This is a genomic window from Paracoccus onubensis (assembly GCF_003591515.1).
Taxonomy (GTDB): domain Bacteria; phylum Pseudomonadota; class Alphaproteobacteria; order Rhodobacterales; family Rhodobacteraceae; genus Paracoccus; species Paracoccus onubensis.
Genome location: NZ_QZCG01000002.1, coordinates 79,690 through 103,661 on the forward strand (window position 1 = coordinate 79,690; position 23,972 = coordinate 103,661).

The 23,972-nt window shown below is 59.5% G+C and carries 17 protein-coding genes; 6 read left to right on the forward strand and 11 right to left on the reverse strand.

The window, feature by feature from the left end:
- Positions 1-188: 188 nt before the first annotated feature.
- Positions 189-1,481, reverse strand: a complete 1,293-nt coding sequence (gene pncB / locus D3P04_RS02920; protein WP_119745800.1) for a nicotinate phosphoribosyltransferase — start codon at positions 1,479-1,481, stop codon at positions 189-191.
- A 69-nt stretch (positions 1,482-1,550) separates the two neighbouring features.
- Entirely contained in the window at positions 1,551-2,147 is a 597-nt protein-coding gene (pncA, locus tag D3P04_RS02925) for a bifunctional nicotinamidase/pyrazinamidase (protein ID WP_119745802.1), read from the reverse strand.
- Positions 2,148-2,250: 103 nt separating this feature from the next.
- On the opposite strand from pncA, the gene trhO reads away from it, so the two are divergent.
- Together trhO and D3P04_RS02935 are read left to right on the forward strand one after the other, a co-directional pair.
- Positions 2,251-3,141 carry an oxygen-dependent tRNA uridine(34) hydroxylase TrhO gene (trhO, locus tag D3P04_RS02930; protein WP_119746488.1) on the forward strand — a complete coding sequence of 297 codons (891 nt, stop codon included), beginning with the start codon at positions 2,251-2,253 and terminating at the stop codon, positions 3,139-3,141.
- On the forward strand, positions 3,138-3,971 hold the full coding sequence (locus tag D3P04_RS02935; RefSeq protein ID WP_119745804.1) for a hypothetical protein: 834 nt from the start codon (positions 3,138-3,140) through the stop codon (positions 3,969-3,971). Before trhO ends, D3P04_RS02935 begins: the two co-directional genes overlap by 4 nt.
- Positions 3,972-3,977: 6 nt before the next feature.
- Here the strand turns inward: D3P04_RS02935 and D3P04_RS02940 are convergent, their stop codons facing one another.
- The 9 genes from D3P04_RS02940 to D3P04_RS02980 form a co-directional block, all read right to left on the reverse strand.
- Positions 3,978-6,254 (reverse strand): NADP-dependent malic enzyme, encoded by a 2,277-nt coding sequence (locus D3P04_RS02940; RefSeq protein ID WP_119746490.1) that lies wholly within the window; start codon positions 6,252-6,254, stop codon positions 3,978-3,980.
- Positions 6,255-6,375: 121 nt separating this feature from the next.
- The gene (locus D3P04_RS02945) at positions 6,376-7,641 is read right to left on the reverse strand and encodes an MFS transporter (protein WP_119745806.1); all 1,266 of its coding nucleotides are present in this window, start codon (positions 7,639-7,641) and stop codon (positions 6,376-6,378) included.
- 70 nt (positions 7,642-7,711) lie between these two features.
- Positions 7,712-8,431: an Ntn hydrolase family protein gene (locus tag D3P04_RS02950; RefSeq protein WP_119746491.1), complete on the reverse strand. Its 720-nt coding sequence runs from the start codon at positions 8,429-8,431 to the stop codon at positions 7,712-7,714.
- Between the two features lie 200 nt (positions 8,432-8,631).
- Positions 8,632-9,669 carry a hypothetical protein gene (locus D3P04_RS02955; RefSeq protein ID WP_119745808.1) on the reverse strand — a complete coding sequence of 346 codons (1,038 nt, stop codon included), beginning with the start codon at positions 9,667-9,669 and terminating at the stop codon, positions 8,632-8,634.
- Positions 9,666-10,064, reverse strand: coding sequence for an ExbD/TolR family protein (locus D3P04_RS02960; RefSeq protein WP_119745810.1), 399 nt, complete (start codon positions 10,062-10,064; stop codon positions 9,666-9,668). The genes D3P04_RS02955 and D3P04_RS02960 overlap by 4 nt, the downstream gene beginning before the upstream one ends.
- Positions 10,061-10,468, reverse strand: a complete 408-nt coding sequence (locus D3P04_RS02965) for an ExbD/TolR family protein (RefSeq protein WP_182912718.1) — start codon at positions 10,466-10,468, stop codon at positions 10,061-10,063. The genes D3P04_RS02960 and D3P04_RS02965 overlap by 4 nt, the downstream gene beginning before the upstream one ends.
- 69 nt (positions 10,469-10,537) lie before the next feature.
- Positions 10,538-11,173 (reverse strand): MotA/TolQ/ExbB proton channel family protein, encoded by a 636-nt coding sequence (locus D3P04_RS02970; protein ID WP_119745814.1) that lies wholly within the window; start codon positions 11,171-11,173, stop codon positions 10,538-10,540.
- A 19-nt stretch (positions 11,174-11,192) separates the two neighbouring features.
- Positions 11,193-11,714, reverse strand: coding sequence for a hypothetical protein (locus D3P04_RS02975; protein WP_119745816.1), 522 nt, complete (start codon positions 11,712-11,714; stop codon positions 11,193-11,195).
- Between the two features lie 21 nt (positions 11,715-11,735).
- On the reverse strand, positions 11,736-12,224 hold the full coding sequence (locus tag D3P04_RS02980; protein WP_119745818.1) for a hypothetical protein: 489 nt from the start codon (positions 12,222-12,224) through the stop codon (positions 11,736-11,738).
- Between the two features lie 71 nt (positions 12,225-12,295).
- On the opposite strand from D3P04_RS02980, the gene D3P04_RS02985 reads away from it, so the two are divergent.
- The 4 genes from D3P04_RS02985 (at position 12,296) to D3P04_RS03000 (ending at position 23,962) form a co-directional block, all read left to right on the forward strand.
- The gene (locus tag D3P04_RS02985; protein WP_119745820.1) at positions 12,296-12,715 is read left to right on the forward strand and encodes a DUF1036 domain-containing protein; all 420 of its coding nucleotides are present in this window, start codon (positions 12,296-12,298) and stop codon (positions 12,713-12,715) included.
- 74 nt (positions 12,716-12,789) lie between these two features.
- Complete coding sequence (locus D3P04_RS02990) at positions 12,790-14,037, forward strand: hypothetical protein (RefSeq protein WP_147391873.1); 1,248 nt, start codon at positions 12,790-12,792, stop codon at positions 14,035-14,037.
- 4 nt (positions 14,038-14,041) lie between these two features.
- Positions 14,042-16,231 carry a peptidoglycan DD-metalloendopeptidase family protein gene (locus D3P04_RS02995; protein WP_119745824.1) on the forward strand — a complete coding sequence of 730 codons (2,190 nt, stop codon included), beginning with the start codon at positions 14,042-14,044 and terminating at the stop codon, positions 16,229-16,231.
- 111 nt (positions 16,232-16,342) lie between these two features.
- Positions 16,343-23,962 (forward strand): hypothetical protein, encoded by a 7,620-nt coding sequence (locus tag D3P04_RS03000; protein ID WP_119745825.1) that lies wholly within the window; start codon positions 16,343-16,345, stop codon positions 23,960-23,962.
- Positions 23,963-23,972 lie beyond the last annotated feature (10 nt).

The following is a 23,972-nucleotide window of genomic DNA, read 5'->3' on the forward strand; positions in this document are numbered from 1 at the left end:
GATGGCCGGGGGCGGTGCCCCGTCGCCGGCAGGTCTCTCGAACCAGTGGCGCGGCCCGTCGGCGACCCCCAAGGTATTTGGACAAAGAAGAAGCAGAGGGAGGGGAAGCGAATACGGGCAGGCGTGACATGCTCTGGCCCGGTCGTTCGTTAAAGCTTTATGCTTCCGCAGATGCCAGTCGCTGCCGGTTACACGATCACTTTCTGAGCGACCTGCTGGCCAACATCGAAGACCCGTTTGTAACGAGCGACTTCCTCTTCCGGCCCCATGGCCTTGGCCGGGTTGTCCGACAGTTTGACCGTTGGTTTTCCATTCGCCGCAACCGCCTTGCAAACCAGGCTGAACGGGGCCAGTCCGTCGCCCGGCACCAGCCCGCGAAAATCATTGGTCAGCAGGGTGCCCCAGCCGAAGCTGACCTTGACGCGACCGTGAAATTGCCGGTGCAACTCAACGATTTTCTCGACATCCAGCCCGTCGGAAAAGATCACCAGCTTCTCGCGAGGATCCTCGCCACGCTCTTTCCACCAGCGAATCGCGGTTTCCGCCCCCTCTGCCGGATCGCCGCTGTCGATGCGGATCCCGGTCCAGCCTGCCAGCCAGTCCGGCGCGTGATCCAGAAAACCCTCGCTGCCATAGGTATCCGGCAGAATGATGCGCAGATTGCCGTCATGTTCTTCATGCCAATCGGCAAGCACATCATAAGGCGCGCGCCGCAATTCGTCATCATTCCTGGCCAGGGCGGCATAAACCATCGGCAATTCATGGGCATTGGTGCCAATCGCCTCGATATCGCGATGCATGGCGATCAGACAGTTCGAGGTGCCGGTAAAGCGATCCCCCAGCCCTTCGATCATGGCCTGCACGCACCAGTCCTGCCACAGGAAACTGTGCCGCCGTCTTGTGCCGAAATCGGCGATCAGCAGATCGGGCAATTCCCGCAGCGTCTGGATCTTTTCCCAGACGCGGGTCATGGCGCGGGCATAGAGAACCTGCAATTCGAACCGGCCCATATCCTTCAGCACCGCGCGCGAGCGCAGTTCCATCAGGATGACGAGCGCCGGAATTTCCCACAGCATCACCTCGGGCCAGCGGCCTTCGAAAGTCAGCTCATATTGGCCGTCCCTTGTTTCAAGGTGATAGGGGGGAAGGCGCAGCCCCTCGAGGAATTCCATGAAATCGGGGCGGAACATCTGGCGCTTACCGTAAAATGTATTGCCCCGCAGCCATGTGCTTTCGCCGCGCGTCAGCGACAGGCCCCGCACGTGATCAAGCTGTTCACGCAATTCACCTTCATCAATCAGTTCGGCAAGACGGACATCGGTGCTGCGGTTGATCAGACTGAAACTGACCGTCGTATCCGGGCGGTTGCGAAAGACCGACTGGCACATCAGCAGCTTGTAGAAGTCATCGTCGATCAGCGAGCGCACGATCGGGTCGATCTTCCATTTGTGATTATATACGCGCGTGGCAATATCGACCATGAGCGGACTCCTCGGATGGTTTTTCCTTGGTGCATGTCAGGGTTAAGGAATGCAAGCGCGATCGCTTGGTTAACGAAGTGTGACCCCCGCGTCGCGCATATCCTTCCGGGCTTTCGCAAGGCTGTCGTCAAGATCAATCGCGCGGGTTGCCGCCTCGGCTACGCTGGCGGTAAAGCCCAGCCCGGCGGCATCTATCGCGCTCCATGCCACGCAGAAATCATGCGCCAGCCCGACGAATGTCAGATCAAGCAGGTCACGTTCGCGCAGATAACCTGCAAGACCGGTCGGGGTCTTGTGATCGTTTTCGAAGAAAGCAGAGTAACTGTCTATTTCGCTTCGAAAACCCTTGCGGATCACCAGATCGGCGCGATCAATGTTCAGGGCAGAGTGAAAAGCGGCTCCTTCGCTGCCGATCACGCAATGGGCGGGCCAAAGGACCTGTGGACCATAGGGCATTTCGGTCATGCTGAACGGCTCGGCCCCGGGATGATTTCGCGCAAAGCTGCTATGATCGGCGGGATGCCAGTCCTGCGTCAGGATGACCGCATCGACTTCATCCATCAACGCATTGATCGGATGCAGGATTTCATTTCCGCCGGAAACGGCGAGCGCCCCGCCGGGGCAGAAATCGTTCTGCATGTCGATGACGATCAGAGCTTTGGGCATATAAGCCTCCGGTTGATTGCCATATTGGTAGAAAATGACAGGATGGCCGTCAATGAAGCATTCCCCCTTGCCTTGCGATATCGGGCTGGCATATGCCCCGCCTATGCTGATTGTTGCCGCCCTTTACCACTTCACCCGCTTCAGCGAGCCTGCGGGCCTTCGCGCACCGTTACTCGAGACCTGTGAACGGCACGGCATTCGCGGTACGCTTCTGCTGGCTCGCGAAGGAATAAACGGAACCATCGCCGGAAGCCGCGCAGGCATTGACGCTGTCCTTTCCTACATTCGCGGCCTGCCGGGATGCGGGACGCTTGAGTGGAAGGAAAGCACTGCGGATGAGATGCCTTTTGGCAGGATGAAGGTGCGCCTTAAACGCGAAATCGTCACCATGGGACAGCCGGATGTCGATCCGACCGCTGCCGTCGGGCATTATGTCGAGCCTGCGGAATGGAATGCATTGATCTCGGCCCCGGATGTTGCGGTGATCGATACGCGCAACGATTATGAAACCGCCATCGGCACATTCGCCGGCGCAGCCGATCCGGCGACGAAATCTTTCAGCGAATTCCCGGAATGGTGGCAGCAAAACGCGCATCGCTTTGCGGGCAAGCGCATCGCCATGTTCTGCACCGGTGGAATCCGCTGCGAGAAATCAACGAATTACCTGTTGTCGCAGGGTGTCGAAGAGGTCTTTCACCTCAAAGGCGGTATTCTGAAATATCTGGAAGATATCCCCGAGCAAGACAGTCTTTGGCGGGGTGAATGCTTCGTATTCGATCGCCGCGTCAGCCTGAAACACGGGCTTGAGCAAGGCGGATACAGCCTGTGCCATGCCTGCCGCCGACCGCTTGCGCCCGAGGATGCCAGTCGTCCCGAATACGAAGAGGGCGTAAGCTGCCATCGCTGCCTGCATGAATATGACGAGGCCGATCGGGAACGTTTCCGCGAACGGCAGCGGCAGTTCGATCTGGCGGAAGAGCGGGGGCGGCAATGACAGGCTGGACCTTGCCCGTCGCGACATTCTGGGCCGGCGAGCCGATTTCCTTTGTCGAGCAGATGGTGATCCGCTCTTATCTCGATCAGGGATGCGATTTCACCATTTACCTTGCCGAGCCTGTCGCCGGCATCCCCGAGGGCGCACGGATCGCCGATGCCGCCGAGATCATGCCAAAGCCCGCTTTCGTCTCGGACCCGCCGACGCGCAAGGAACTGGCGGTATGGTCCGATCTGTTCCGGGTGGCGCTGCTGCGCAAGCGGCAGGTGGTCTGGGTCGATGCGGATGCATATTGCGTTCGCCCGTTCGAGCTTGAAGGCGGCTATGGGTTCGGTCTGAACGGTGAAGGGGGCGTCTTGTCCGGCGTGATGGCGCTTCCACCGGAATCGCCGACATTATTATGGATGGATGAGTTTCTGAGTGCCGAAATACTGGAACCGCCATGGGTCAAGCCGTTCCTGATCCAGCAGCGCCGGAAGAAGGGGACACTTGGCCCTGACAGCTTGAACTGGGGTGATACGGGTCCGCGTCTTCTGACCTATGCGCTGCAGCAATGCGGGGAATTCGAGCGGGCATTGCCGAAATCCGTATTCTACCCGCTTTTCCGTCAGACATTATCCAGATTATGGACGCCGGGCATGTCCGATCGAGGAATCGTGGCCGATAACACTCAGTCGGTTCATATCTTCGGCTATACGAAACGGGCTATGGTCACGCATTGGAACGGCCTGCCGCCGCCCGGTTCCTGGCTGGCGCGGACGGCCGAGCGGCACGGGATCGATCCCGCAGCCGCCCCTGCAACCGGTATGCCCTTGCCACAAAGGACCTGAGGCCGCTTACGTAATCGCGCCCAGACCGCCGGCCGAAATCGCCGCCATGTTCAGGATGTCATTCACGGTCGAACTGGTCGAGCATATCTGGATCGGCTTGGACACGCCTGTCAGGATTGGGCCGATTACGGTTGCGCCCGCCATTTCCTGCATCAGCTTGACCGAGATCGAGGCCGAGTGACGGGCAGGCATGACCAGAATATTCGCCGGGCCGGTCAGACGGCTGAAAGGATAACGCGCCGCCGCTTCCATGTTCAGGGCGACATCCACAGTCATTTCGCCCTCATATTCGAAATCGACCTTGCGCGCGTCCAGAACTGTCGGGGCTTTGGCCATCTTGATGGCGCGTTCGCTGAGAGGATGGCCGAAATTCGAGAATGACAGAAAGGCCACGCGAGGCTCAAGCCCCAGTCCGCGCGCGACGGCTGCCCCGCGCGTGGCGATATCGGCAAGATCGTCCGCCTCGGGCCATTCATGAACCAGAGTGTCGCCGATGAGCACGATCCGGCCCTTGTGCAGAACGGCCGTGATGCCGACGACGCCATCTTCCGGGCGCAGATCGAAGACCTGTCCCATCTGATCCAGCACATGCGCGCTTTTGCGGGTTGCGCCCGTCACCAACCCGTCGCCATGCCCATGCGCAAGCATGAGCGCCGCGAATACATGCCGGTCGCGATTGGCCAGACGGTTGGTGTCCTCGCGATCCATTCCCTGCCGCTGCAGCCGGGCATAGAGGAAATTCTGATATGCCTCCTGATGGCGGGAATTCGCGGCATTGACCACGGCGATCTCGCGCACGGCATCGCCAAGCCCGGCAGCCTCCAGCTTTTCCTTCACGTCATGTTCGCGGCCGACGACCAGTGCCTGCCCCATACCGCCCCGCTGCCAGGCAACGGCGGCGCGCAGCACGCGCGGATCGTCGCCCTCTGCAAAGATCATTCGCGCCTGGCTATTCCGCGCCCGCGCATGCATGCCCTGCAATATCGCCGCTGTCGGATCCATCCGGGCCTTCAGGGACTGGATATACCCGTCCATATCGATGATCGGGCGGCGGGCCGCGCCCGTATCCATCCCGGCTTTTGCGACTGCGGGCGGGACCACATGGATCAGCCGCGGATCGAATGGCGTCGGGATGATGTAATCGCGCCCGAATTGCAGCTTGCGGCCATAGGCGGCGGCAACCTCGTCGGGAACATCCTCGCGGGCAAGACGGGCAAGCGCTTCGGCGCAGGCGATCTTCATCTGATCGTTGATCGCGCGGGCATGAATGTCCAAAGCCCCTCGAAACAGATAAGGAAAGCCCAGCACGTTATTGACTTGATTGGGGTAATCGCTTCGGCCCGTTGCAACGATCGCATCGGCGCGAACGGCGTGGGCTTCTTCGGGGGTGATCTCGGGATCGGGATTGGCCATGGCGAAGATGACCGGATTCTCGGCCATGCTTTCGACCATGTCCGGCGTCACCGCCCCCTTGACCGACACGCCCAGAAAGACATCCGCGCCTTTCATGGCATCTTCCAGCGTCCGGGCCTCGGTCACCACCGCATGGGCCGATTTCCATTGGTTCATGCCTTCGGTCCGGCCTTGATAAATCACTCCCTTGGTGTCGCACAGGATGCAGTTTTCATGCCGTGCGCCCATGGATTTCAGCAATTCCAGGCAGGCGATTCCCGCCGCGCCCGCGCCGTTCAGAACGATCCGTACATCCTCGATCTTCTTGCCCGACAGTTCCAGCGCATTGATCAGTCCCGCCGCGCAGATCACCGCCGTGCCGTGCTGATCGTCATGGAAAACCGGGATATCCATGATCTCTTTCAGGCGTTGTTCAATGATGAAGCATTCCGGCGCCTTGATATCTTCAAGATTGATCCCGCCGAAACTCGGCCCCATCAGTTTGACGGCATTGATGATCTCTTCGGGATCCTCGCTGTCCAGTTCGATATCGATGGCGTTCACATCGGCAAAACGCTTGAACAGCACCGCCTTGCCCTCCATCACCGGTTTCGAGGCCAGCGCGCCCAGATTGCCCATCCCCAGGATGGCCGTTCCGTTCGAGATGACCGCAACCATATTGCCCTTGGTGGTATAGTCATAGGCCGTTTCGGGCTGATCCGCGATCGCCTGCACGGGAACAGCAACGCCAGGGGAATAGGCCAGAGACAGGTCCCGCTGCGTGGTCATCGGCTTGGAGGCGATCACCTCGAATTTCCCCGGATGCGGCTCCATGTGGTAAGCGAGCGCTTCTTCGGGTGTGGTTCTTGTGTGTCTGCTATTGTTGGCCATCTGCTCCCCCGGCTTGCTCATGGCCTGCTTAACGCGGGGCAGGCACGCGCTCAATAAGTTTCCGGAAAAGCATCTGAACCGGCACGGGATTTCAGGATTGTCCGCTGATGGCCCGATCGGGTCAGGTGAAACTGCGGTTCAGGAAACGCCAGTAAACCACGCTTAGTCCGGCGAAAACGAGAATGGCCAGCCAGAAGGGTGTCAGCAATGCGGTTTCGCGCCCGAACAACTCGGCGGTGCCTCGGGTCAGAAAACCGGCGGTCAGCATGCCCAGAGGGGCCATGCCGACGGCGAATAACCGATAGGCCGAGTTGACGCGGCCCAGTAACCGGCGGGGGATGTGCCGCTGGCGGTAGGTGATGGAAACCGTGTTCCACAGGATGCCCATGAACTCGCTGACGAAGAAACCCGCGCAAATCAAGATCAGAGCGCCCTTCCCGGTACCAGCCAGCAGAACCGTAAGCGGAAAGGCAAAGGTCGATATCATTGCCGCCTGCAGCACCCGGCTGCGCCCGTAATGGATAACGATCCGGTCATTGATCGTGCCGGCCAGCACGCCGCCGACCGCGCCCGAGGCCATGATCGCCGAGATCGCCAGCGGGCCAAGCTGCAGCCGCTCTTGCACGATCAGGACCAGCGTGACGATCATCGCCTCGAAGGCGAAGTTGAAGAAGCCGGTCAGGATGGCAAGACCGCGCAGGATCGGCTGACTTAGCAGGAAGGTCAGCCCCTCGCGCAGTTCCGCCCGCCAGTTGCGGGTGCGGGTGGAATTATCCGAGGTATCGGCGCGAAAATCGCCATGCAGGCTAAGGATCAGCAGTATCGCCACCGCCATGGCAGCGGCGTTGACGGCAAAGGGCAGGGCGAGGGAAATCCCGATCAGAACCCCTGCCAGCGCCGTGCCCACGAACATGTTCATCACCATCTCGACCGACCACAGACGGCCATTCGCCCGTTCGAGATGCTGTTCCGGGATCAATGCGGGCAAAAGCGTCTGGGCAGCATTGTCGCGCAGAACCTCGGCTGCTCCCACCGTAACGGCACATATGGCGATCAGCACGAAAAGCCCCGGCTGGTCGGTGCCGCGCAGCGGCGGCGGGTTCAGCGGCAGGGCCAGCCAGACCACAACCGCCGCAGCCGCGTAGGCAATCAGCCGGATCGCATCGGCGGCAAGGATTACCCGGCGGCGGTCGGTCCGGTCGATCAGCAGCCCGGCAGGTAGCGAGAACAGGAACCACGGCGCCTTGAGCGCCACCGGCACAAGTGCGATCAGCAGCGGATCACGTGTCAGCTGGGTCGCCAGCCATGCCCAGGCGACAAGGGCGATCCCGTCGCCCATATTGGTCAGGCCGGACGCAGCGATGAAACGAGGCAGCGGATTGCGCATCGGCAGAAGCTATCCCCGCCCGCATTCCCCCGCAAGATGAGATCTTGGCGGGGCAGGGCGCCGGGTTGGATCAGACCTCGATCCTGGTAAAGCTGTCGCGCAGGGCGGCGGACCAGGCTGCGCTCATCTTCATGAAATCGGGGTCGCCCTCTTCGATACGGCGCTTCAGGGATATGGCGCAGGCATCCCGCTTGATAACACTCAGATCCAGCGGCATTCCGACCGACAGGTTCGAACGCAGGGTCGAATCCATCGACAGAAGAACCGCCTTCTGCGCATCCGCCAGACTGGTGTCGCGCCGGACTACCCGGTCGAGGATCGGCTTGCCGTATTTATGTTCGCCGATCTGAAGGAACGGGGTATCTTCGGTCGCCTCGATAAAATTGCCCTCGGGATAGATCAGGAACATCCGCATGTCGCCACCCCTGCGCTGCCCGGCAACGATCATGCTGGCGGAGGCTTGTTGGCTGAGATCGCGATGCTGCTCGACGATCTCGCGGCGGGTCCGGGCCAGCGTTTCGCCGATGATCGATGCGACGCGCAACATCGAGGGCGCATTCAGAACCGAATTCGCATCGTCTGCATCCTCGGCCGCTTCCTCCAACCGCGCGATCGTGGTCTGCGTCACCGAAAGCGAGCCGGCGGTCATGATGGCGATCACGCGTTCGCCGGGGGTTTCGAAAAAGAATGTCTTGCGATAGCTGGCGATATTGTCCAGCCCGGCATTGGTGCGCGTATCCGATAGTAAAACAAGGCCGGCATCCAGCTTCAGCCCGACACAATAAGTCATAAGAAATGCACTCCGAAAATATGTCCGGCCGTTGAATACCGGCTCGGCGTAGCACAATTTTCCCGGATGAAACGGGATTGGCAAGGGAGTGCGGCAATGGGTCCGTTCATGCGGTGATCCCTGTCGCGATTTCGCCCGGACAGATGGCCGATCCGCCACAACCGGATGTGAGTGCCGCCAAGGCCGTGGACGCAAATGGGTCAGCGAACATAGATGCTGCTGACCCCGATCATTGCCTCTTGTCCGACTTCGCGGATGAGGGCATCGAAGAAACGCTCGGCGGTTTCGCCGGATAGCCGGGAAACCGTTTCCGGACGGTTGGGCGTGGCAATGGCCACCACAAGCTGATGGGTATCCCGTGCGGCGCCAGAGCGCGCGATCGGCACCTCGAAACGGATCCGGTCGGCCGAGCGGATCAGAAAGCGCCGCAGATCATGCACGACACCGTTGTCATCCACAAGAAGCAGGGTGTTATACCAGCCGGTCCCCCCGGATATCTGCCCCTGCAGAGATGCGCCGCTGGATACATCCTGACTTTCAAGCTGTATGCCAAGGCCAAGCACAGGATAACGCGGATCGCGACGGGCGAATGCCAGCCCCGGGCATTGCCGCTGATCCAGCAGAACCGCCGCTTCGGTCACCTGAGTAGCCAGACCGTCCGTCAATCTGTCCATCAACTGCGAGATCTCGCGGTCGTTTGCGGCAAGGACGCCAAGCTGGATCTGGTTGTCGCCGCGCAGGGCGGGCAGCGCCAACAGACAGGGTTGGGTTAACAGGTTACGGATTCGGTCGAACAATTCGACAAGGCGTGGATCGGTATCCGCCGCGGCTGTATCCACGGCAGCGGGTTGCGACTGATCCTCGCCATCTTGCCCGGGTTCAGGTTCGGCATCAGGCACCTGAACCATCGGAAGACTCGTATCCGACAGCACCGGCGCTGCGGCTTCGTTTTCCAGCCGGGCAAGAACATCTTCCTGTTCCGGCTGTCGCGCCAATTCTGGTTCAATCCTGGCAGCAGAGGTTTCCGGCGTGGAAACCGGGGTCAGCGTTTGGGTCTGGACAGTATTCCCGGCGGGATTGAGGGTCGTGACCTCAAGCCGCATTTCTTCAGGCGCGGGCGGCGGCGTGAAATTCCAGTTCGGGCGATAGATCAGTGTGGCCGCTGCCGCACCATGCAGGGAAACCGACAAAAGCGCCGCCTGTGCCCACGCCCACGATCCCCTGGTGCCACCGATCATTGCGCAGGTCCCTCGCGCAATGTGACAAGCCGCACATCACGGTTCACCAGTTCGGGATGGTCGAGAACCTTGATCAGCAGATTCGCATCGGCTTCCTTGTCGATGACGAGATGCAGAACCTCGTCGGATTCCGACAGGGCCGCGGCAAGCAGATCCGGCAGGATGGGCTGCCCGTCGAGAAGCCAGTCTTCCTCGGACCGGATCTGAAGAAGCGGCGAGGGCAGGTTCGAGGGTGCAAGCTGGGATGTCCTGGCCAGGCTGATATCGTGGGGCGGGCGGGTTTCCTGCCCCGCCACGAGAAAGAAGAAGATCAGCAGCAACACGATATTGACGATTGCCAGCGACGTGTCGATTCGCAGGCGCTCAGAGCTGCGGGCGGGCAGTTGCAGGCTCATTCCAACCCTCCGCTTGCGATCTGAACCGACTCGATTCCCTGTGTCGCCAGGGTTTCCAGAACCGTGGTGATCTGCTGGACCCGAATGCCCGAACGAACGACGATCAGCACATTCTGAGTGCCTTGTGCCGAGATTGCCTCGGCCAGTGACGGCAGGCTGTCCATGCCGAAGCGCTGACCGCCCGCGACCAGACCGTCGGGGTGCAGGGTCCAGACCGCAGTGGATGAGACAGCGGTTGCCGTGGTTTCCGGCCGCTCTTGCTGCGAGTTGGCATTGCCGCCCTCCAATGCGCCGCTGCGCAGGGTCAGCATGGAATAGGGAACGATATTTGACGACAGCATGAAGAAGATCAACAACTGGAACAGGACATCTGCCAAAGGCGTCATCGAGAAGCTGTAGCGCACCTGCCGCCGGGGAAGCCCTAGCCCCCGGACCGCCTGATGCGAATATGATGTGCCAGTCGCGGCCATGGCTCAGGCGCGGGCCGGTTGCGCGATCCGGCCATGAATGGCTGACGAGATCACCAGCTCGATGGTCTGGCGCTCATCCTCGATCCGGCTTTCCAGCCACGCCGCGATGAAATAGGCGGTCAACGCAATCGCAAGCCCTGCCGCCGTGGTGGTGAGGGCCGTCCAGATGCCCGAGGCCAGCAGCCGGGGATCGGTGGCTTCCTGACTCAGGGCCAGATTGCCGAACGCATCGATCATGCCGATCACCGTGCCCAGAAGCCCAAGCATCGGCGCCATCTGCACAACCGCTTCGAGCAGGCGCATCCTTGCGCCCATGCGGGACATTTCGGCCAATGCGACCTGCCGCGCCAGTTCTTCGCCGTAACCGGGTTCGGATGGGCGTGCGCGCAGCCCTGACATTACCGCGCCCAGTACCCGGGCCAGAACCGTCTGCCCGGCCTGAGCCTTGCGCTGCGCTTCGTCGGGCCGGCCGTTCAGCCAGTCGTCAAGGATCTCTTCTCCACGCTTGTGCCCGCCAACGCCAAGCCTGCGGAACTGGACGAGTTTGAAGATGGTTACGGTCAGCGTCAGGACGGACAACAATGCCAATGCGGCAAAAACCGCTTTGGTGGTTAGCGGCAGGTCGTTGAAAAAAATCATTTTTGAAAGCCTTCAGCGATCAGAGCCCGAAATCGATATCCGTGCGTGACTGGGTCGCAAGCCCACCAAGGCAGGCTGCACGCAAATCTTCGCCATCGCCGGTCGTGCAGGCGGCGACGTCGTTGACGACGATTCGTCCGATATCCGTGCATTGCTGATCGGGCAGTTCGAACATCGCAACTTTCGTCTTGCCGGTAACCATTGCGCCAAAATCGAGAATCGGCAAGGATTTCACCAAGCCGTCCCCATCGAAAATCGCGACCTGCCATGCCGCCCGATCAAGATCCTGATCAAGCCGGTTCGTGGTCACGACCGTCAACCGGCAGCCGTTATCCTCGGTCGCGGCGGCACCGTTCAATTCGAGAAGGATACTGCCATTGGCAAGGGCAGCACTGTCGGCGGCATCACTTTCGGGAACAGAGGCCGCCGCTTCGGGCTGGTTGGTTTGTTCCGTGTCCTGTTCGGCGGGTTGCGACCACGAGGCCGGCACGGCAAAAATCAAAGCGACACCACTAAGCAGCGCGATTGCACTGAGGCGCATGAATAATCCTTTCGTAGAAATTCAGCGATAAACCCCGATCATGGGTAAATTCTCGAACCTGTCACGGGCCGTTTCGTCCGGGAAGCCCGTTTCGGAAAATGTTCCGGGAGAACCGGACAACATATCCTGCCCGCCGGGTGCGACAAAATAATTGACCGGCGCCGCCGGTTGGATGCCGGAATCCAATGCGGCAACCTCTGTGGATGGATGTGAGGCTGTGGGTGTCGCTTCTGAAGCCGGCAGTTCCGTTTGCGGAAGATCGGGCGATGCCGGGGGTTCGGCAGGGATATCGGCGAAATCGCGTATCCGGGCCGAATCATTGCCTAACGGACGGATTCCCTTCCGGATTTCGCTTAGCGGCAGGACGGGGCTGGTGCTGCGCTCGACCGCGAGTCCCGTTTCCGGCGTGGCGATGTCAGAAGGCAATACCAACTGATCGACCGCCTTCGCGAAACCGAATGCGGTACCTGCAGCAAGTATGGTTGCACCTATTACGAAGATCGGTTTCATGTACAAAATACCCCCTGATAACGTAATCCTATCATGGCCAAACCATTTGCTCAATTATTCTGGTCAAGGAAATGAAATCAATATTACCGATATTTGCAGCCGTCTTTGGTCTGGCCGGAATATTGTCGCCGCAAGGCGCGCGCGCGGAAATGCGGATATGCAATCAGTCATATGACGTGCTGAACGTAGCCTTCGGCGCTCCAGAAGGCGAGGGCTTCATAACTTATGGCTGGTGGCGGGTTGCGCCGAATCAATGCGCTGTCCTGAAAAGAGAACCGCTGCGCGACCGCAATTATTACGTTTTCGCTGCGGATGTTTTCGGAAACGAGGTGTTGTCGGGAACGACGCCGATGTGCGTGGCGCCACGTCGTTTCGAGATTACCGGGCAGGAAAACTGTCTGCTGCGCGGTTTTCTGGATGCAAGATTCATGGAAGTGGATACAGGTGAACGCCGGGATTGGACCGTATTCGTTTCTCTTCGCCCGGTTTGAGGCTTGGATGAAATGGCGGTGGCTGATATTCAAGAACTGTATTGAGTCAGATGGCGATCGGAAAAGGGCATTTCATGCGGTTTGAAAGCGTGGGAATACTTGCCATGCTTATGCTGTGTACAGCGGACCGGCAGGCGTTTGCGCAGACCGATCCGGCTGTGCTGATTGTGGGTGCGTCCATGCCCGCGCCGCTTGCAATACTGGCAGACAAGGCTGCCGCCGTGTCAGCCGAAGGAATTGTCGATGAACTGGCCGGCGGGCGGGCGGATCTGATCTATATCGGGACCGCGCCGGATAATGGGGGCGGGTCGCTGCCTGACATGCTGGCGGATCTGCCCGCGGATCGTCCGATGACGCTTGTCGTCAACGATTGCGGATGGCAGCAGCAGAGCGTCGATCTTGACGATATGCAATCGGCCCTGCGCGACGGTTCGCAAGTGACGATTGCCGTTCCGGACAAGGCGGAAAATTGCGATGCCGAATCTCTGGCACAGTCATTCGCCGCCGCCGCCACGGAAGAAGGCGCAGCGCGGCGCGAGGCGCTTCGGAAAGGCGGTTATCGCCTGAGCGAAACCACTGCACTTGCGGCATCGGCGCCTGCGGGCGGGCTGGTGATCTCTGCCCTTCCGGCTGAATCGATGCGTGCGTCGGGTGCGTCTCCGGTTATTCTGGCCAGCGCCGATCCCAATCCGGTGATTGCGTCCGGCACCGCAGACGACGGCGGTGCTTTTGCGCCCGAAGCTGCGGCTGCGGCGCTGCGACCCGGTGCGCCGGAGCCCTCGATCATCGTCGGGGATCTGGCGGTGCTTGTGGCCGCCGATTCGCGGGGACCGCTTGGGATGCCGTATCAGGCACGGGAAGAAATTCGCCGCCGCGACCCGGCGATGTTCAACCGCCTTCTTGGCCGTGGCGCGTTCGATCCGGAGGGAGAACAGGTTGCCGCCGCGATGCAGACCGAATTGGCGCGGATGAACTGTTATAACGGCGGCATCGACGGCGCCTGGGGTTCGGGCTCGGCTTCGGCGCTGCGCCGTTATTTCGAAGAGGCCGGGGCAGCGCAGGCATCGACGACCCCGGAAATCGGACTTTATCGGGGCATGATCAGCCGTGAGGCGGTGGAATGCCCCGATATTCAACCGGTTGCTCAGGCGGCGCCAAGCAGAAGCAGCGGCGGCGGCAATACCCGCTCACAGCCTGCGCCCACTGCCCCGCGCGCGCAGGCTGCAGCCCCGGAAGCCAGCGCGTCTGCGCAGCCGACGACACCAACAACGCGCGCGATCAACCTGCGCCCCGGCCTGCTGGGGGTGGGGTCGATCCGGTGACAAGATGATCGGGGTCGACCCGCGCTTTCAGAAGATGGGCCGGGCCGCACGCCGTCGTCGTTTCCGGCTTCGTCTGTTCCGCTGGACCGGAGGCATATCCACCATTGCATTGGCCGCATTCCTGGGAATCCGATATTTCCAGCCGGATTTTAATGCGTTATTTCGGTTTGGGGATCAAAATGAAGCACTTGTACAGGTCGAGTCCGAGTTCGATATCGCGCCGGTAGTGCGTTCGGACACCTTTACCAATATTCCCGGCGATCCGCTGATCATCCCGACCTCGGACGATGGCGAGGCGCCAGAGATACGCGAAAAGCCGGTCCCTTCCGATCCTGCAATCACGCGCCGCCTCCCGGCGGCATTGCGCGCCGTTGCGGTTCTTGAAAGCGAACTGGTTCTGAGCAATCGTCAGCTTGTCGCCACGCTTCCCTCGACCCGCGAGGAATTCGCGCTGTTTCAGTCAGAGCGAAATCGTGCCCGGCTGATAGATGCCGCTGCGGATGACACCAATATTGGCGGTGCGTTCAATGCGGGGCAGGAGCCGACATCCAGCACCGTCTTCTTGCGGGACTCGGCATATCGGACTAGCCTGTGGCGCGAAATCGTCCTTGAAACAACCGCTCCGGTCGCCATTGGCGAATTGTTGGAGCGTAACGGTTTTGACGACGGAAATGCCGCTTATCTGGAGCAGCGTATCCGGGATCAGCTTTCGCTGAAGGAGGCGCTGCCAACAGGTTCGCTGCTTGCCCTGCGTTATCGTATGCAAAGCGGCCAGCGGCAGGTCATCCAGCTTGCCCTTTACGACGCCGAGGGTTTTGTCGGCGCATTGGGGATGTCTTCCGCAGGGCAACTCGTGCCATCTGCGGATGCCTGGGCGGATCAGTCCCTGCTGGAGCAGGCACTTTCCAGTGAGGGTAAGGAAGGACAGGATGCGGGGCAGCAGCGTCTGCTTGACCTGATATATTCCGCTGCGTTGCGTAACGATATTCCCACACAGGTCGCGGGCGAGGCGATCGCGATGATGGCCAAGGTCTATGATCTGGACAGCTATGCCGACAAATCGGACCGGCTGACCCTGATCTATGCTCCGGGCAGCGATGGGGATCCCGGCGCGATCCTTTATATAGGAGTGACTGGCAAGGCGGGTGCGCGCGAATGCTATGTGGTTCCGGACGAAGAAGAGGGATTCGAGTGCTATGCGCCGGGCTCCCGGGTTCGGGAAAGCGAAGGTGGGTTGCAGATGATCGCACCGGTTGCCGGGGTCCTGTCGCAGCGTTTCGTGCCGCCCGCCGAGGGGCAGCAAGATCGTGGGCGGGTTATCTGGTCGGCCCCGACAGGCAGTCCGGTTGTCGCGGCGGGCGATGGCGAGGTGACGCTTGCGTCGGTCGGGGGCGAAAACGGGGTGCAGGTCGAGATTACCCATCCCAATGGAATGATCAGCCGATATTCGGGGCTGGCATCCCTGTCGGGCAAGGTCGCACAGGGCGGAAAGATTTCCCACGGCACGGCAATCGGTTCCGTAGGGCGGCCGCTTGACGACGGGCAGGACACGGGGCTGGTGTTCCAATTGCTGAAGGACGGGCAGCCGGTTGACCCCATGTCCTATCTTAGCTCGGCGGGTCAGGTCATGGCCTCGAATGCCGTCGAAGCCCTGATCGGTCAGATCATCCAGGTGGAAAGCGCGGGCAATGCGCGCGCCAAGAATCCGCGATCATCGGCCGCCGGGCTGGGACAGTTCATCGACTCCACATGGTTGCGCATGATGCGGAACTATCGACCCGATCTGGTCGCCAGCCTGTCCCCGCGCGAGCTGCTTGATCTGCGTTTCGATCCCGGAATGTCGCGCGAGATGGTTCGGCGGCTGGCACAGGAGAACGAGGCTTTCCTTCGCGCCCGGGGTCACTCGATCACCGCCGGGCGTCTTTATCTCGCGCATTTCCTTGGGCCGGCCGGGGCCGATCTGGCCTTGCGCGCCGATCCGTCACTGCCAGTCGGCAGCGTAATGGGAGCAGGTGTCGTCTCGGCCAACCCGTTCCTGCGCGGCTATAGCCTGGGCGATCTGCGGAACTGGGCCGAGCGTAAAATGTCGGGCCGTTCGAATCCGGCGTTTATCGCACCAGAGCCGCCGCTTTCGCCGGAAGTCAGGGCCTATATTGCCGCGATCGACCAGCTTCGCGGGCCGGAGCCGGGGTGATCGGGTCACAACGGGCCGGAAAGTTTTAGTTAGCACTTGTTAAAACCGGGTTTGACAGGGTATTCCCGTGGCAAGTTTCCCTATTTGATCTTATTCAGAGAAGCTTCGATCATGTTTGTCAATTTCCGCCGTCCGCATCGTTCTGTCCTTCGTTCTCGTCTGCTGCTTTCAACCGCTTTGATTGGCGTCGGGGCATTGATACTTGCCCAGGGGGCACATGCCCAGGATTCCCATCTTTATTTCGACAATACGGATACGTTGGGGACAGGCAATGCTGTGGAACTGCGTCCGGAAAGCGGTGAATGGGGCACGAAAGGGTATAATTCGAGCTTCTGGCGCGGCTTGAACAATGACGGGTGGTGGCGCAGGGCAGGGAAAATTTCATCTGGCCAGATAGGTGTCCTGACCGAAGGGGCAGATGGTGACGGTGACGGTCTTCCTGACCCTGTCACGATCACAATCGGTAATCGCCTAAATTTATTTGATAGAGATGCCACGGTGGATGTTGGCGGCCTTCGGCTGGATTCCGGACAGTATACGTTTTCCGAAGGATTGATCCGAGGCGGTCTGAACGGCGACACACTTCTGCTGGAGAATAACTCCGGCGACGTGGATTCTGATCTGACGGTTGAATCCGGCCTTCTGGGTAAGGTCGAGATTGCAGGCACCGGGGATGGCGCGGTCGTCTATGCAGGCAATATGCTGGAAAATGATTCCGAGGTCAGCCAGTTGAGCGTACGAGAAGGTGCGCTGTTCGAGATCACGGGAACCACCAGCGGGACGCTGCAGAACCAGGGCAATACGGTGCTTGTGGATGGCGGCGAGCATAGCGGGCGTTTCGTCAACGGCAGCACCGGCCAGCTCAGCGTTGACGGGACGGGGACGATTGACGGCCAGCTTGTCAATGAGAGCAACGGCGATCTGCGCGGAATGATCGATATCGGCGCGGATGAGCATCTGATTGTCTCTGACGGCTTGCATAATAGCGGTATTGTAGCACTCGGCGGCGTTCTGGAAACGCCGAGACTGCTTAACGCCGGGCAAGGCATCATTTCATTGACCGATGCGGATGACAGAGGCAATCCGACGGTGCGCGGTGGGGTAAACAATTACGGGAAAATCACCGTTACGGATGGTGCTTCGGTCGAACTGACCATCGAAGATCCCGATTCCGCCGTTCAGGGCGACGGTGACGGCGTTTTCCTGAACGGTGGCACGAATGGCGGTTTTGTTCTGGGGCAGAACAGCAATCTGACCATCAATGCCGAAAAATTTCAGTTCGAACCCGCATCTAACATCACTGTTGGTCACAACCTTATTCTGAATGGTGAAATCCGGAATGTCGGTACGCTGACCTACGAGGATGCCGCGGGTACAGGGACCATTAACGACACATTGATCAATGCGTCCAGACAGGTTGACGGCGGTTCCCCTCTCCTTGGCGTATTGCAGTTCAGGACCGAGGTGGATGCCGGCGGCAACATCATCGTAAACGACGGCAAGATGACCGTGGGTTCGGATGACGCGCAGCAATCATCCGATGCGCATTTGTTCAATGTCGGCCGGATCAGCAATAAAAGTGATCGCGAACTGAACATTCAGGGCGGTCTGGTCGAAACTGAGGGATTTGGCAATCAGGGGATTGTGAATGTCGGCCTTGCCGGCGGCGATATCGGTACCGCGCGGGTCGAAGAGGCGTTTGATAATCATCGCGGTGCTACCGTTAATGTCAATGGTGGCCTGATTGATGTTGGCGATGCGGATCATCAGGGCACATTCACCAATTCGGGTGACGTCTTTATTAATGCTGTCAATGACACTGTCGGAACCGTTGCGGGCGATACGATCGCGAATAACGGTCTGATTGACGTTGCTGGCGAGTTGAAGGCGCGCGACCTGCTTGTGAACACGACCAGCGGTGAAATCAATGTCAATGGCGGGCTGGTCGATGCGGCCCGCCTTGTCAATCGCGGCTCGCTGAACATCAATTTCGTGAATGATACCGCAGGCCGGGTTATCGGCGGGACGATTAATAACGAGAACCTCATCAATGTCGCTGGTGAACTGAATGCCACGGCGCTGCTGTACAACAAGGTTGGTGGTACGATCGATGTTGGCAGCGGTGGCTCCGTCGATGCCGCCCGCCTTGATAACGCGGGCGAGTTGGTTATTCGATCCGCGAATGGCGTCGCAGGCGCGGTTACAGGCGGCACGATCACGAATAGCAATCGCATTACTGTTGCGGGTGAATTGGCCGCTACGACTTTGCTTCATAATCAAAGGGATAGTGCGCTGATCGTTGCGGGGGGCACAGTGGATGCCACCAATGTCACGAATTCAGGAACCCTTGCCGTCAATATAAATAACGGCAGTATCGGCACGGTTACGGCGGGCACAAGCTTTACCAATAATATTCACGGCACCGTCAACCTGAACGGCACGAGCCTGGAGGTCGTGGATTCTGACGGAACACGTGGCGCATTGAACAATTCAGGGCGGTTCAGAGTCAATCTGAACGGCGCTAATGTCGGGACGGTCGCTGCGGATACCGTCGCGAATGGTGGCACATTCGATATTGCCGGTGATCTGATCGCCGATTCCGAATTCAGGAATAACGGCAATGGCACTGTTAACGTTAATGGCGGGGTGCTCCAGACCGTCGCGCTGGACAATTCGGGCGAAATCTTCGTCAACGAGACTGGAGGGGTTGCCGGCTCGGTTACCGTCGATACGGTTGCAAACCGAAACAGGATCGATGTTGCCGGCGAGTTGGCGGCTGCAACCCGGATCACCAATGAACGTGGCGGCCGGATCAACGTCAACGACGGGGGGCTGAATACCGATGAATTTGTCAATATCGGGGCATTGGATATCAATGGCGGCGACGGAACGGTAACCGCCGCGACCGCCTTCGACAATAATGGCGGTGTCGTCACGGTTGACGGAGGAAATCTGTCGGTCGAGGATTCGGCAGGTGCACTGGGAACCCTGACCAATTCCGGCCAGATCCATGTCGGCATGGCGGGGGATACCGCGGGGAAGGTCACTGCTGATACGATCGAGAACAGCAATATCGTTACCGTTGCCGGCAATCTGATCGCCGAGTCGGCGTTTGCGAACGATAGCGCAGGGCAGGTGGTGGTCGATGGTGGCAAGATCGACACAGCCACATTCGACAATTCGGGCAAGCTGACAATTGCCCGCGATGACAGCGGGGCCGCTATCGGAACGGTCACCGCCGGGACAGTATTCGTCAATGATACCGGAGGCGAGGTCAATGTTGACGGCGGCCGATTGCGGGTCAAGGATGCCGATGGCGCATTGGGGGACCTGAATAACTGGGGCGTCGTCTCGGTTAATGTGGCGAATGGCCATACCGGCACGGTCGAGGCAGACCAGGTTATGAACCGCGATACCCTGCATATCGCTGGTGCGGTGACGGCAGCGACCCGTGTCAACAACGGGTTTGGCAGCACGATTAACGTCAATGGCGGTTCGCTCGAGGTTAACTCCGCCGGCAGCGACGCCGATGTCGCCGGGTTCGAGAATTCCGGCACCCTGAATGTTGATGCAGCAGATGGAAATGTCGGAACCGTTACCGTTGGCACACGTTTCCTGAACAATGGCGCGGGCTCGGTCGTGGTGTCCGGCGGTGATCTGGCGGTGTCGGATTCAGCCGGTGTTCTGGGAACTCTGAGCAATTCCGGAAAGCTGACCGTTCGGAATAAGGATGGCCAGACGGGCAAGGTTCGGGCCGAGAGTGTCGCGAATGATGGTGGTGCCGTCGATGTGGCGGGGGAATTGTCTGCCGTTTCCGAGTTCATCAATAACAAGGGCAAGGTTACCCTGTCCGGCTTGCTGGATGCCGGTACCAGCTTCGGAAATATCGGTGAGTTGGCCGGTGGCGAATATATCGGAACCGTGCAGTTGGATAACGGCACGTTGACCGCCGATAATCTGAGCAATTCGGGGGCGATTACCGGGTCCGGCAGGATCCGGGGCGATCTGGAAAACCTTGGCCTGATAGATATCGCCGACGGCGTGCTTATCGGCACAGAGTTCGCGAACCTCGCCGGGGGCAATATGACGTTTTCGGGGCTGGCGCGGGGCGCGGCTGGTGGAGATGTGAATATTACCAATGCCGGCCGCATGACGCTGGACGCGGATATTACCGGAAACCTTGCCAATACGAACAACCTGTCGGCCTCGGGCTCGATTTCCGGGCATCTGACGAATGCCGGTAACATGACGGTTCGCCGGGATCAGACGCTTGAACTCACTTCTGCCAGTGAAGAGGGTGAGAATACCGGCAATATGACCGTCAGAGGTACGGTCAGGACCGAATCCCAGCTATGGAACCGGGCTGACGGCAAGCTGGATGTGCTGGGCGGTACGATCGATGGCGATGTCCGCAATCGCGGAACGATGCAGCTTGCCGGCGGCGGTACTGTCGATGGAAATGTGGATAATGGCGGTACGCTGGACGCGAATGGCACGATTACCGGCGCGGTTGTGCAGGGGCAGAACGGCACGCTGAATGTCTCGGATTCGCTTGCCGTAGGCAGCCTGTCAAATTCCGGGACGGTCAATCTGAACGGAACCCTGACCTCTGACGATGTGATCGCGAACCGTGCGTCGGGCGTGATAAATCTTGATGGTGCGACGGTCGAGCTTGCATCTGAATCGACGCGCGCAGAAGGCGATATTCTGCTGAATCACGGCACCATCAATGTGCTGTCGGATTCCAGCCTGCTGGGCGGTCTGACCAATCATAATCTTATCAATATGACCGAAGGTGATCGCGACGCGACGCTGACTGTCTCGGGGCAATTTACCAATACCAGCGATGTGCGGGTCGACGGGGCGAACAGCTCATTGACGATCACCGCTGACAGGATCGCGCTGCGGGAAGGCTCGTCGGTTGAACTCAGCCAGGTGACCTTGATCGGTGACGTGCTGAACAGCATCGATTTGCTTTACGACCGGGCGACGACATTGGCCGGTGCGCTGCTGAACGATGAGATCGGCAGCGTGGCGGTGTCGGCAGCGGTCGATGGCAACGGTAATAGTATCGATAACAGTGGTTTGCTGGATGTTCGCTCCTCGGGCAGCCTGACCAATGTTGCGGATCTGACGAACCGCGCGAGCGGCATAGTGAATATCGCGGAGGGCGGAGAGGTTGCCGCCGAGGATGTGATCAACAGGGCCGGTGGCACGATGACGGTTGCCGGTACGCTGACGGCCAATTCGGAAGCCGGTGTCATAAACCAGGGCAATCTTGATCTTTCGGGAACTCTGAACGGCCGGTTGGCGAATGCTGCCGGAACCGTCACGCTTGATGGCGCAGTGATCAATGGCGATGTCCGGAACAGCTCGACCGATACCAGAATCGGCAGCCTTGAGGGAACGGTGACGATTGCCGGTAATCTCGACAATGCCGGAACGGCGGATCTGGCCGGTTCGGTGCGGGACGTCACGAATACCGGCACGCTTCGGACTGCCGGCGATCTGGCGGTCAGCAGTCTCAGCAATGCGGGCACGGTGAATGTCCGGGCGGATCACCGGCTGGATTCGGAAAGCGATATCGCGAATGCCGGGCGCTTCGTGATCGCGGGCACACTTGGCTCGGGGCTGGAGAACCGGCAAGACGGAACCGTGGTGCTGTCAGAGGGTACCGTCGAGGGTGATGTAACCAATTCGGGCGTTCTGAGGGGGGCAGGGAATATCGCCGGTCACCTGACCCAAAGCGAGGGTGCTACGCTGCGCGTAAACGGCGCTTTGGCGACGGGCGGTCTTACCAATCTGGGCGTCGTTGCAGTCACAAATGGCAATACCCTTTCGTCCAGAACCGTTGCCGAGAACCAGGGCCGGATGAATATCGGTGGAACCTTCGACGGAAATATCCGCAATTCCGGCACCTATGTGCAGAATGGCAGGCTTGAGGGATCGCTTACCACGACCGGAGTCGCGCTTGTTAATGGTGAGATCACCGGCGATCTGCGTTACCGCGGGTTGGGCGACGGATCCGATCTCGATATCACCGATGCTGCTGCGATTCGGGGGACGCTTGATCTGGGGGCGAATTTCGGAATTCGCGACGGACGTCAGATCACGGCAGGAAATACCTTGGTCCGGCGCGACGTGGCGCTTGGTCTGAACGGCACGCTGAACGGCGATCTGACCAATACCGGTATCGTACAGGCTGGTGCCAATGCCCTTCTTAACGGTGATGTGACCAACCGTCAGGATGGAATAATTCGTGCAGTCCGTTCGATCGAAATCGATGGCTCGCTTGCCAATGACGGTCTGATCAACCTGGCCCAAAACAAATCCGTGGGCGATAAGCTGACCGTCAATGGCGGCGTTTCCGGTTCCGGGGTCTATGCGCTTGATATCAATTTCAGCAACATGACATCCGATGCGATCGTCGTGGCCGGTGGCCCGGCGACGGGGAATTTCAATATCCAGTTGAATTATATGGGCGACGTGAAGGTCAGCGATGTTGGTCAAAGCACAACTCTGATCGATGTCTCCGAGGAATATCAATCCGCAAATGATTTCACCTACAAGGTTCTGAATCCGCAGGCGATCGCAAACGAGAAAGTCATTTACTCGCTGCATCGGGATATCGCATCCGGCGATATCGAGATGGTTAGCAGCATCCATCCGGGCATCGGCGCGTTGTTTGGAAATATTTCTCTGACCCGGTCGCTGATTGGCGTCGTGGTCAACCGCCCGACAAGCCCCTTCGTGACCGGGCTGGCCTTCGATGCGTCGGACAAACCTTGCGGCGTAGGAAGCTGGGGCCGTGCAACCGGAGGCGTGGCGGAAGTCACGGGCGGTACCGATAACGGAGCGGTCAAGGTCGACAGCACCATTAACGCGACTTACTACGGCATGCAGGTCGGAACGGATTTCGCCTGTTTCGATGACCGCTTTGCAGGCTGGAGCATGTCCTTCGGTGGTTTCCTGGGGGTCAATCAGGGCGATACTACGCAACCGGTTTATGTGCCTGATCCGATTACAGGCGACCGGATCGGTAATCAGCCAAGCAGTATCAACGATACCGAGTTCGATCAGATCTATGGCGGCGTTTATGTGACGGCGACGAAAGGCCGTTTCCAGGCCGATTTGCAGTATCGTCATGAGAAGACCGATTTCCTCGCAAGCAATACTGCCCTGACGGACGGTGGAGGTCTTGGTCTTGATGACGAGGAATTCTCGAGCAAGGGTAACACGCTCAGCGGCTCGTTAAGCTATACGCTTCCGATCGGCGAAGAGGGTTGGACATTTGTGCCAAGCGTGGGCTTCGCTTTCACCCGTTCCGAAACCGATACGATCACATTCAGCGACGGTTATCAGCTTGAATTCGAAGACAGCGATGCGCAGATCGGCTTCCTGGCGGGTACGGTCGCAAAGACCTTTGTGCAGGCCGAATCGAACTCTGCCCTCTACGCCTTTGCGACCGGTACCATCTACAAGGATTTTGCCGATCCCAGCGTTTCGACTTTCTTCGACCCGAATAATGCCAGCTTCGAACCGCAACGGCTGACCTCTGACAATCTGGGAACCTATGGGGAACTCAGTGTCGGGGCGAACTATATCAAAGTTCTTCAGCCCGGGCCGGGACTGCGTCCCAGACAGCTTAGCGCCAGTGCAAGAATCGATGCGCGTTCCGGTGACGGGCTGGAAAGCGTGGGTGTGACCGGCCAGATCCGATTGCAATTCTGATTGGCATCCG

Coding starts and splice junctions, on each gene's coding strand:
- pncB (WP_119745800.1), bottom strand. CDS start 1,481: ATGGTCGATATTGCCACGCGCGTATATAATCACAAATGGAAGATCGAC.
- pncA (WP_119745802.1), bottom strand. CDS start 2,147: ATGCCCAAAGCTCTGATCGTCATCGACATGCAGAACGATTTCTGCCCC.
- trhO (WP_119746488.1), top strand. CDS start 2,251: ATGCTGATTGTTGCCGCCCTTTACCACTTCACCCGCTTCAGCGAGCCT.
- D3P04_RS02935 (WP_119745804.1), top strand. CDS start 3,138: ATGACAGGCTGGACCTTGCCCGTCGCGACATTCTGGGCCGGCGAGCCG.
- D3P04_RS02940 (WP_119746490.1), bottom strand. CDS start 6,254: ATGGCCAACAATAGCAGACACACAAGAACCACACCCGAAGAAGCGCTC.
- D3P04_RS02945 (WP_119745806.1), bottom strand. CDS start 7,641: ATGCGCAATCCGCTGCCTCGTTTCATCGCTGCGTCCGGCCTGACCAAT.
- D3P04_RS02950 (WP_119746491.1), bottom strand. CDS start 8,431: ATGACTTATTGTGTCGGGCTGAAGCTGGATGCCGGCCTTGTTTTACTA.
- D3P04_RS02955 (WP_119745808.1), bottom strand. CDS start 9,669: ATGATCGGTGGCACCAGGGGATCGTGGGCGTGGGCACAGGCGGCGCTT.
- D3P04_RS02960 (WP_119745810.1), bottom strand. CDS start 10,064: ATGAGCCTGCAACTGCCCGCCCGCAGCTCTGAGCGCCTGCGAATCGAC.
- D3P04_RS02970 (WP_119745814.1), bottom strand. CDS start 11,173: ATGATTTTTTTCAACGACCTGCCGCTAACCACCAAAGCGGTTTTTGCC.
- D3P04_RS02975 (WP_119745816.1), bottom strand. CDS start 11,714: ATGCGCCTCAGTGCAATCGCGCTGCTTAGTGGTGTCGCTTTGATTTTT.
- D3P04_RS02980 (WP_119745818.1), bottom strand. CDS start 12,224: ATGAAACCGATCTTCGTAATAGGTGCAACCATACTTGCTGCAGGTACC.
- D3P04_RS02985 (WP_119745820.1), top strand. CDS start 12,296: ATGAAATCAATATTACCGATATTTGCAGCCGTCTTTGGTCTGGCCGGA.
- D3P04_RS02990 (WP_147391873.1), top strand. CDS start 12,790: ATGCGGTTTGAAAGCGTGGGAATACTTGCCATGCTTATGCTGTGTACA.
- D3P04_RS02995 (WP_119745824.1), top strand. CDS start 14,042: ATGATCGGGGTCGACCCGCGCTTTCAGAAGATGGGCCGGGCCGCACGC.
- D3P04_RS03000 (WP_119745825.1), top strand. CDS start 16,343: ATGTTTGTCAATTTCCGCCGTCCGCATCGTTCTGTCCTTCGTTCTCGT.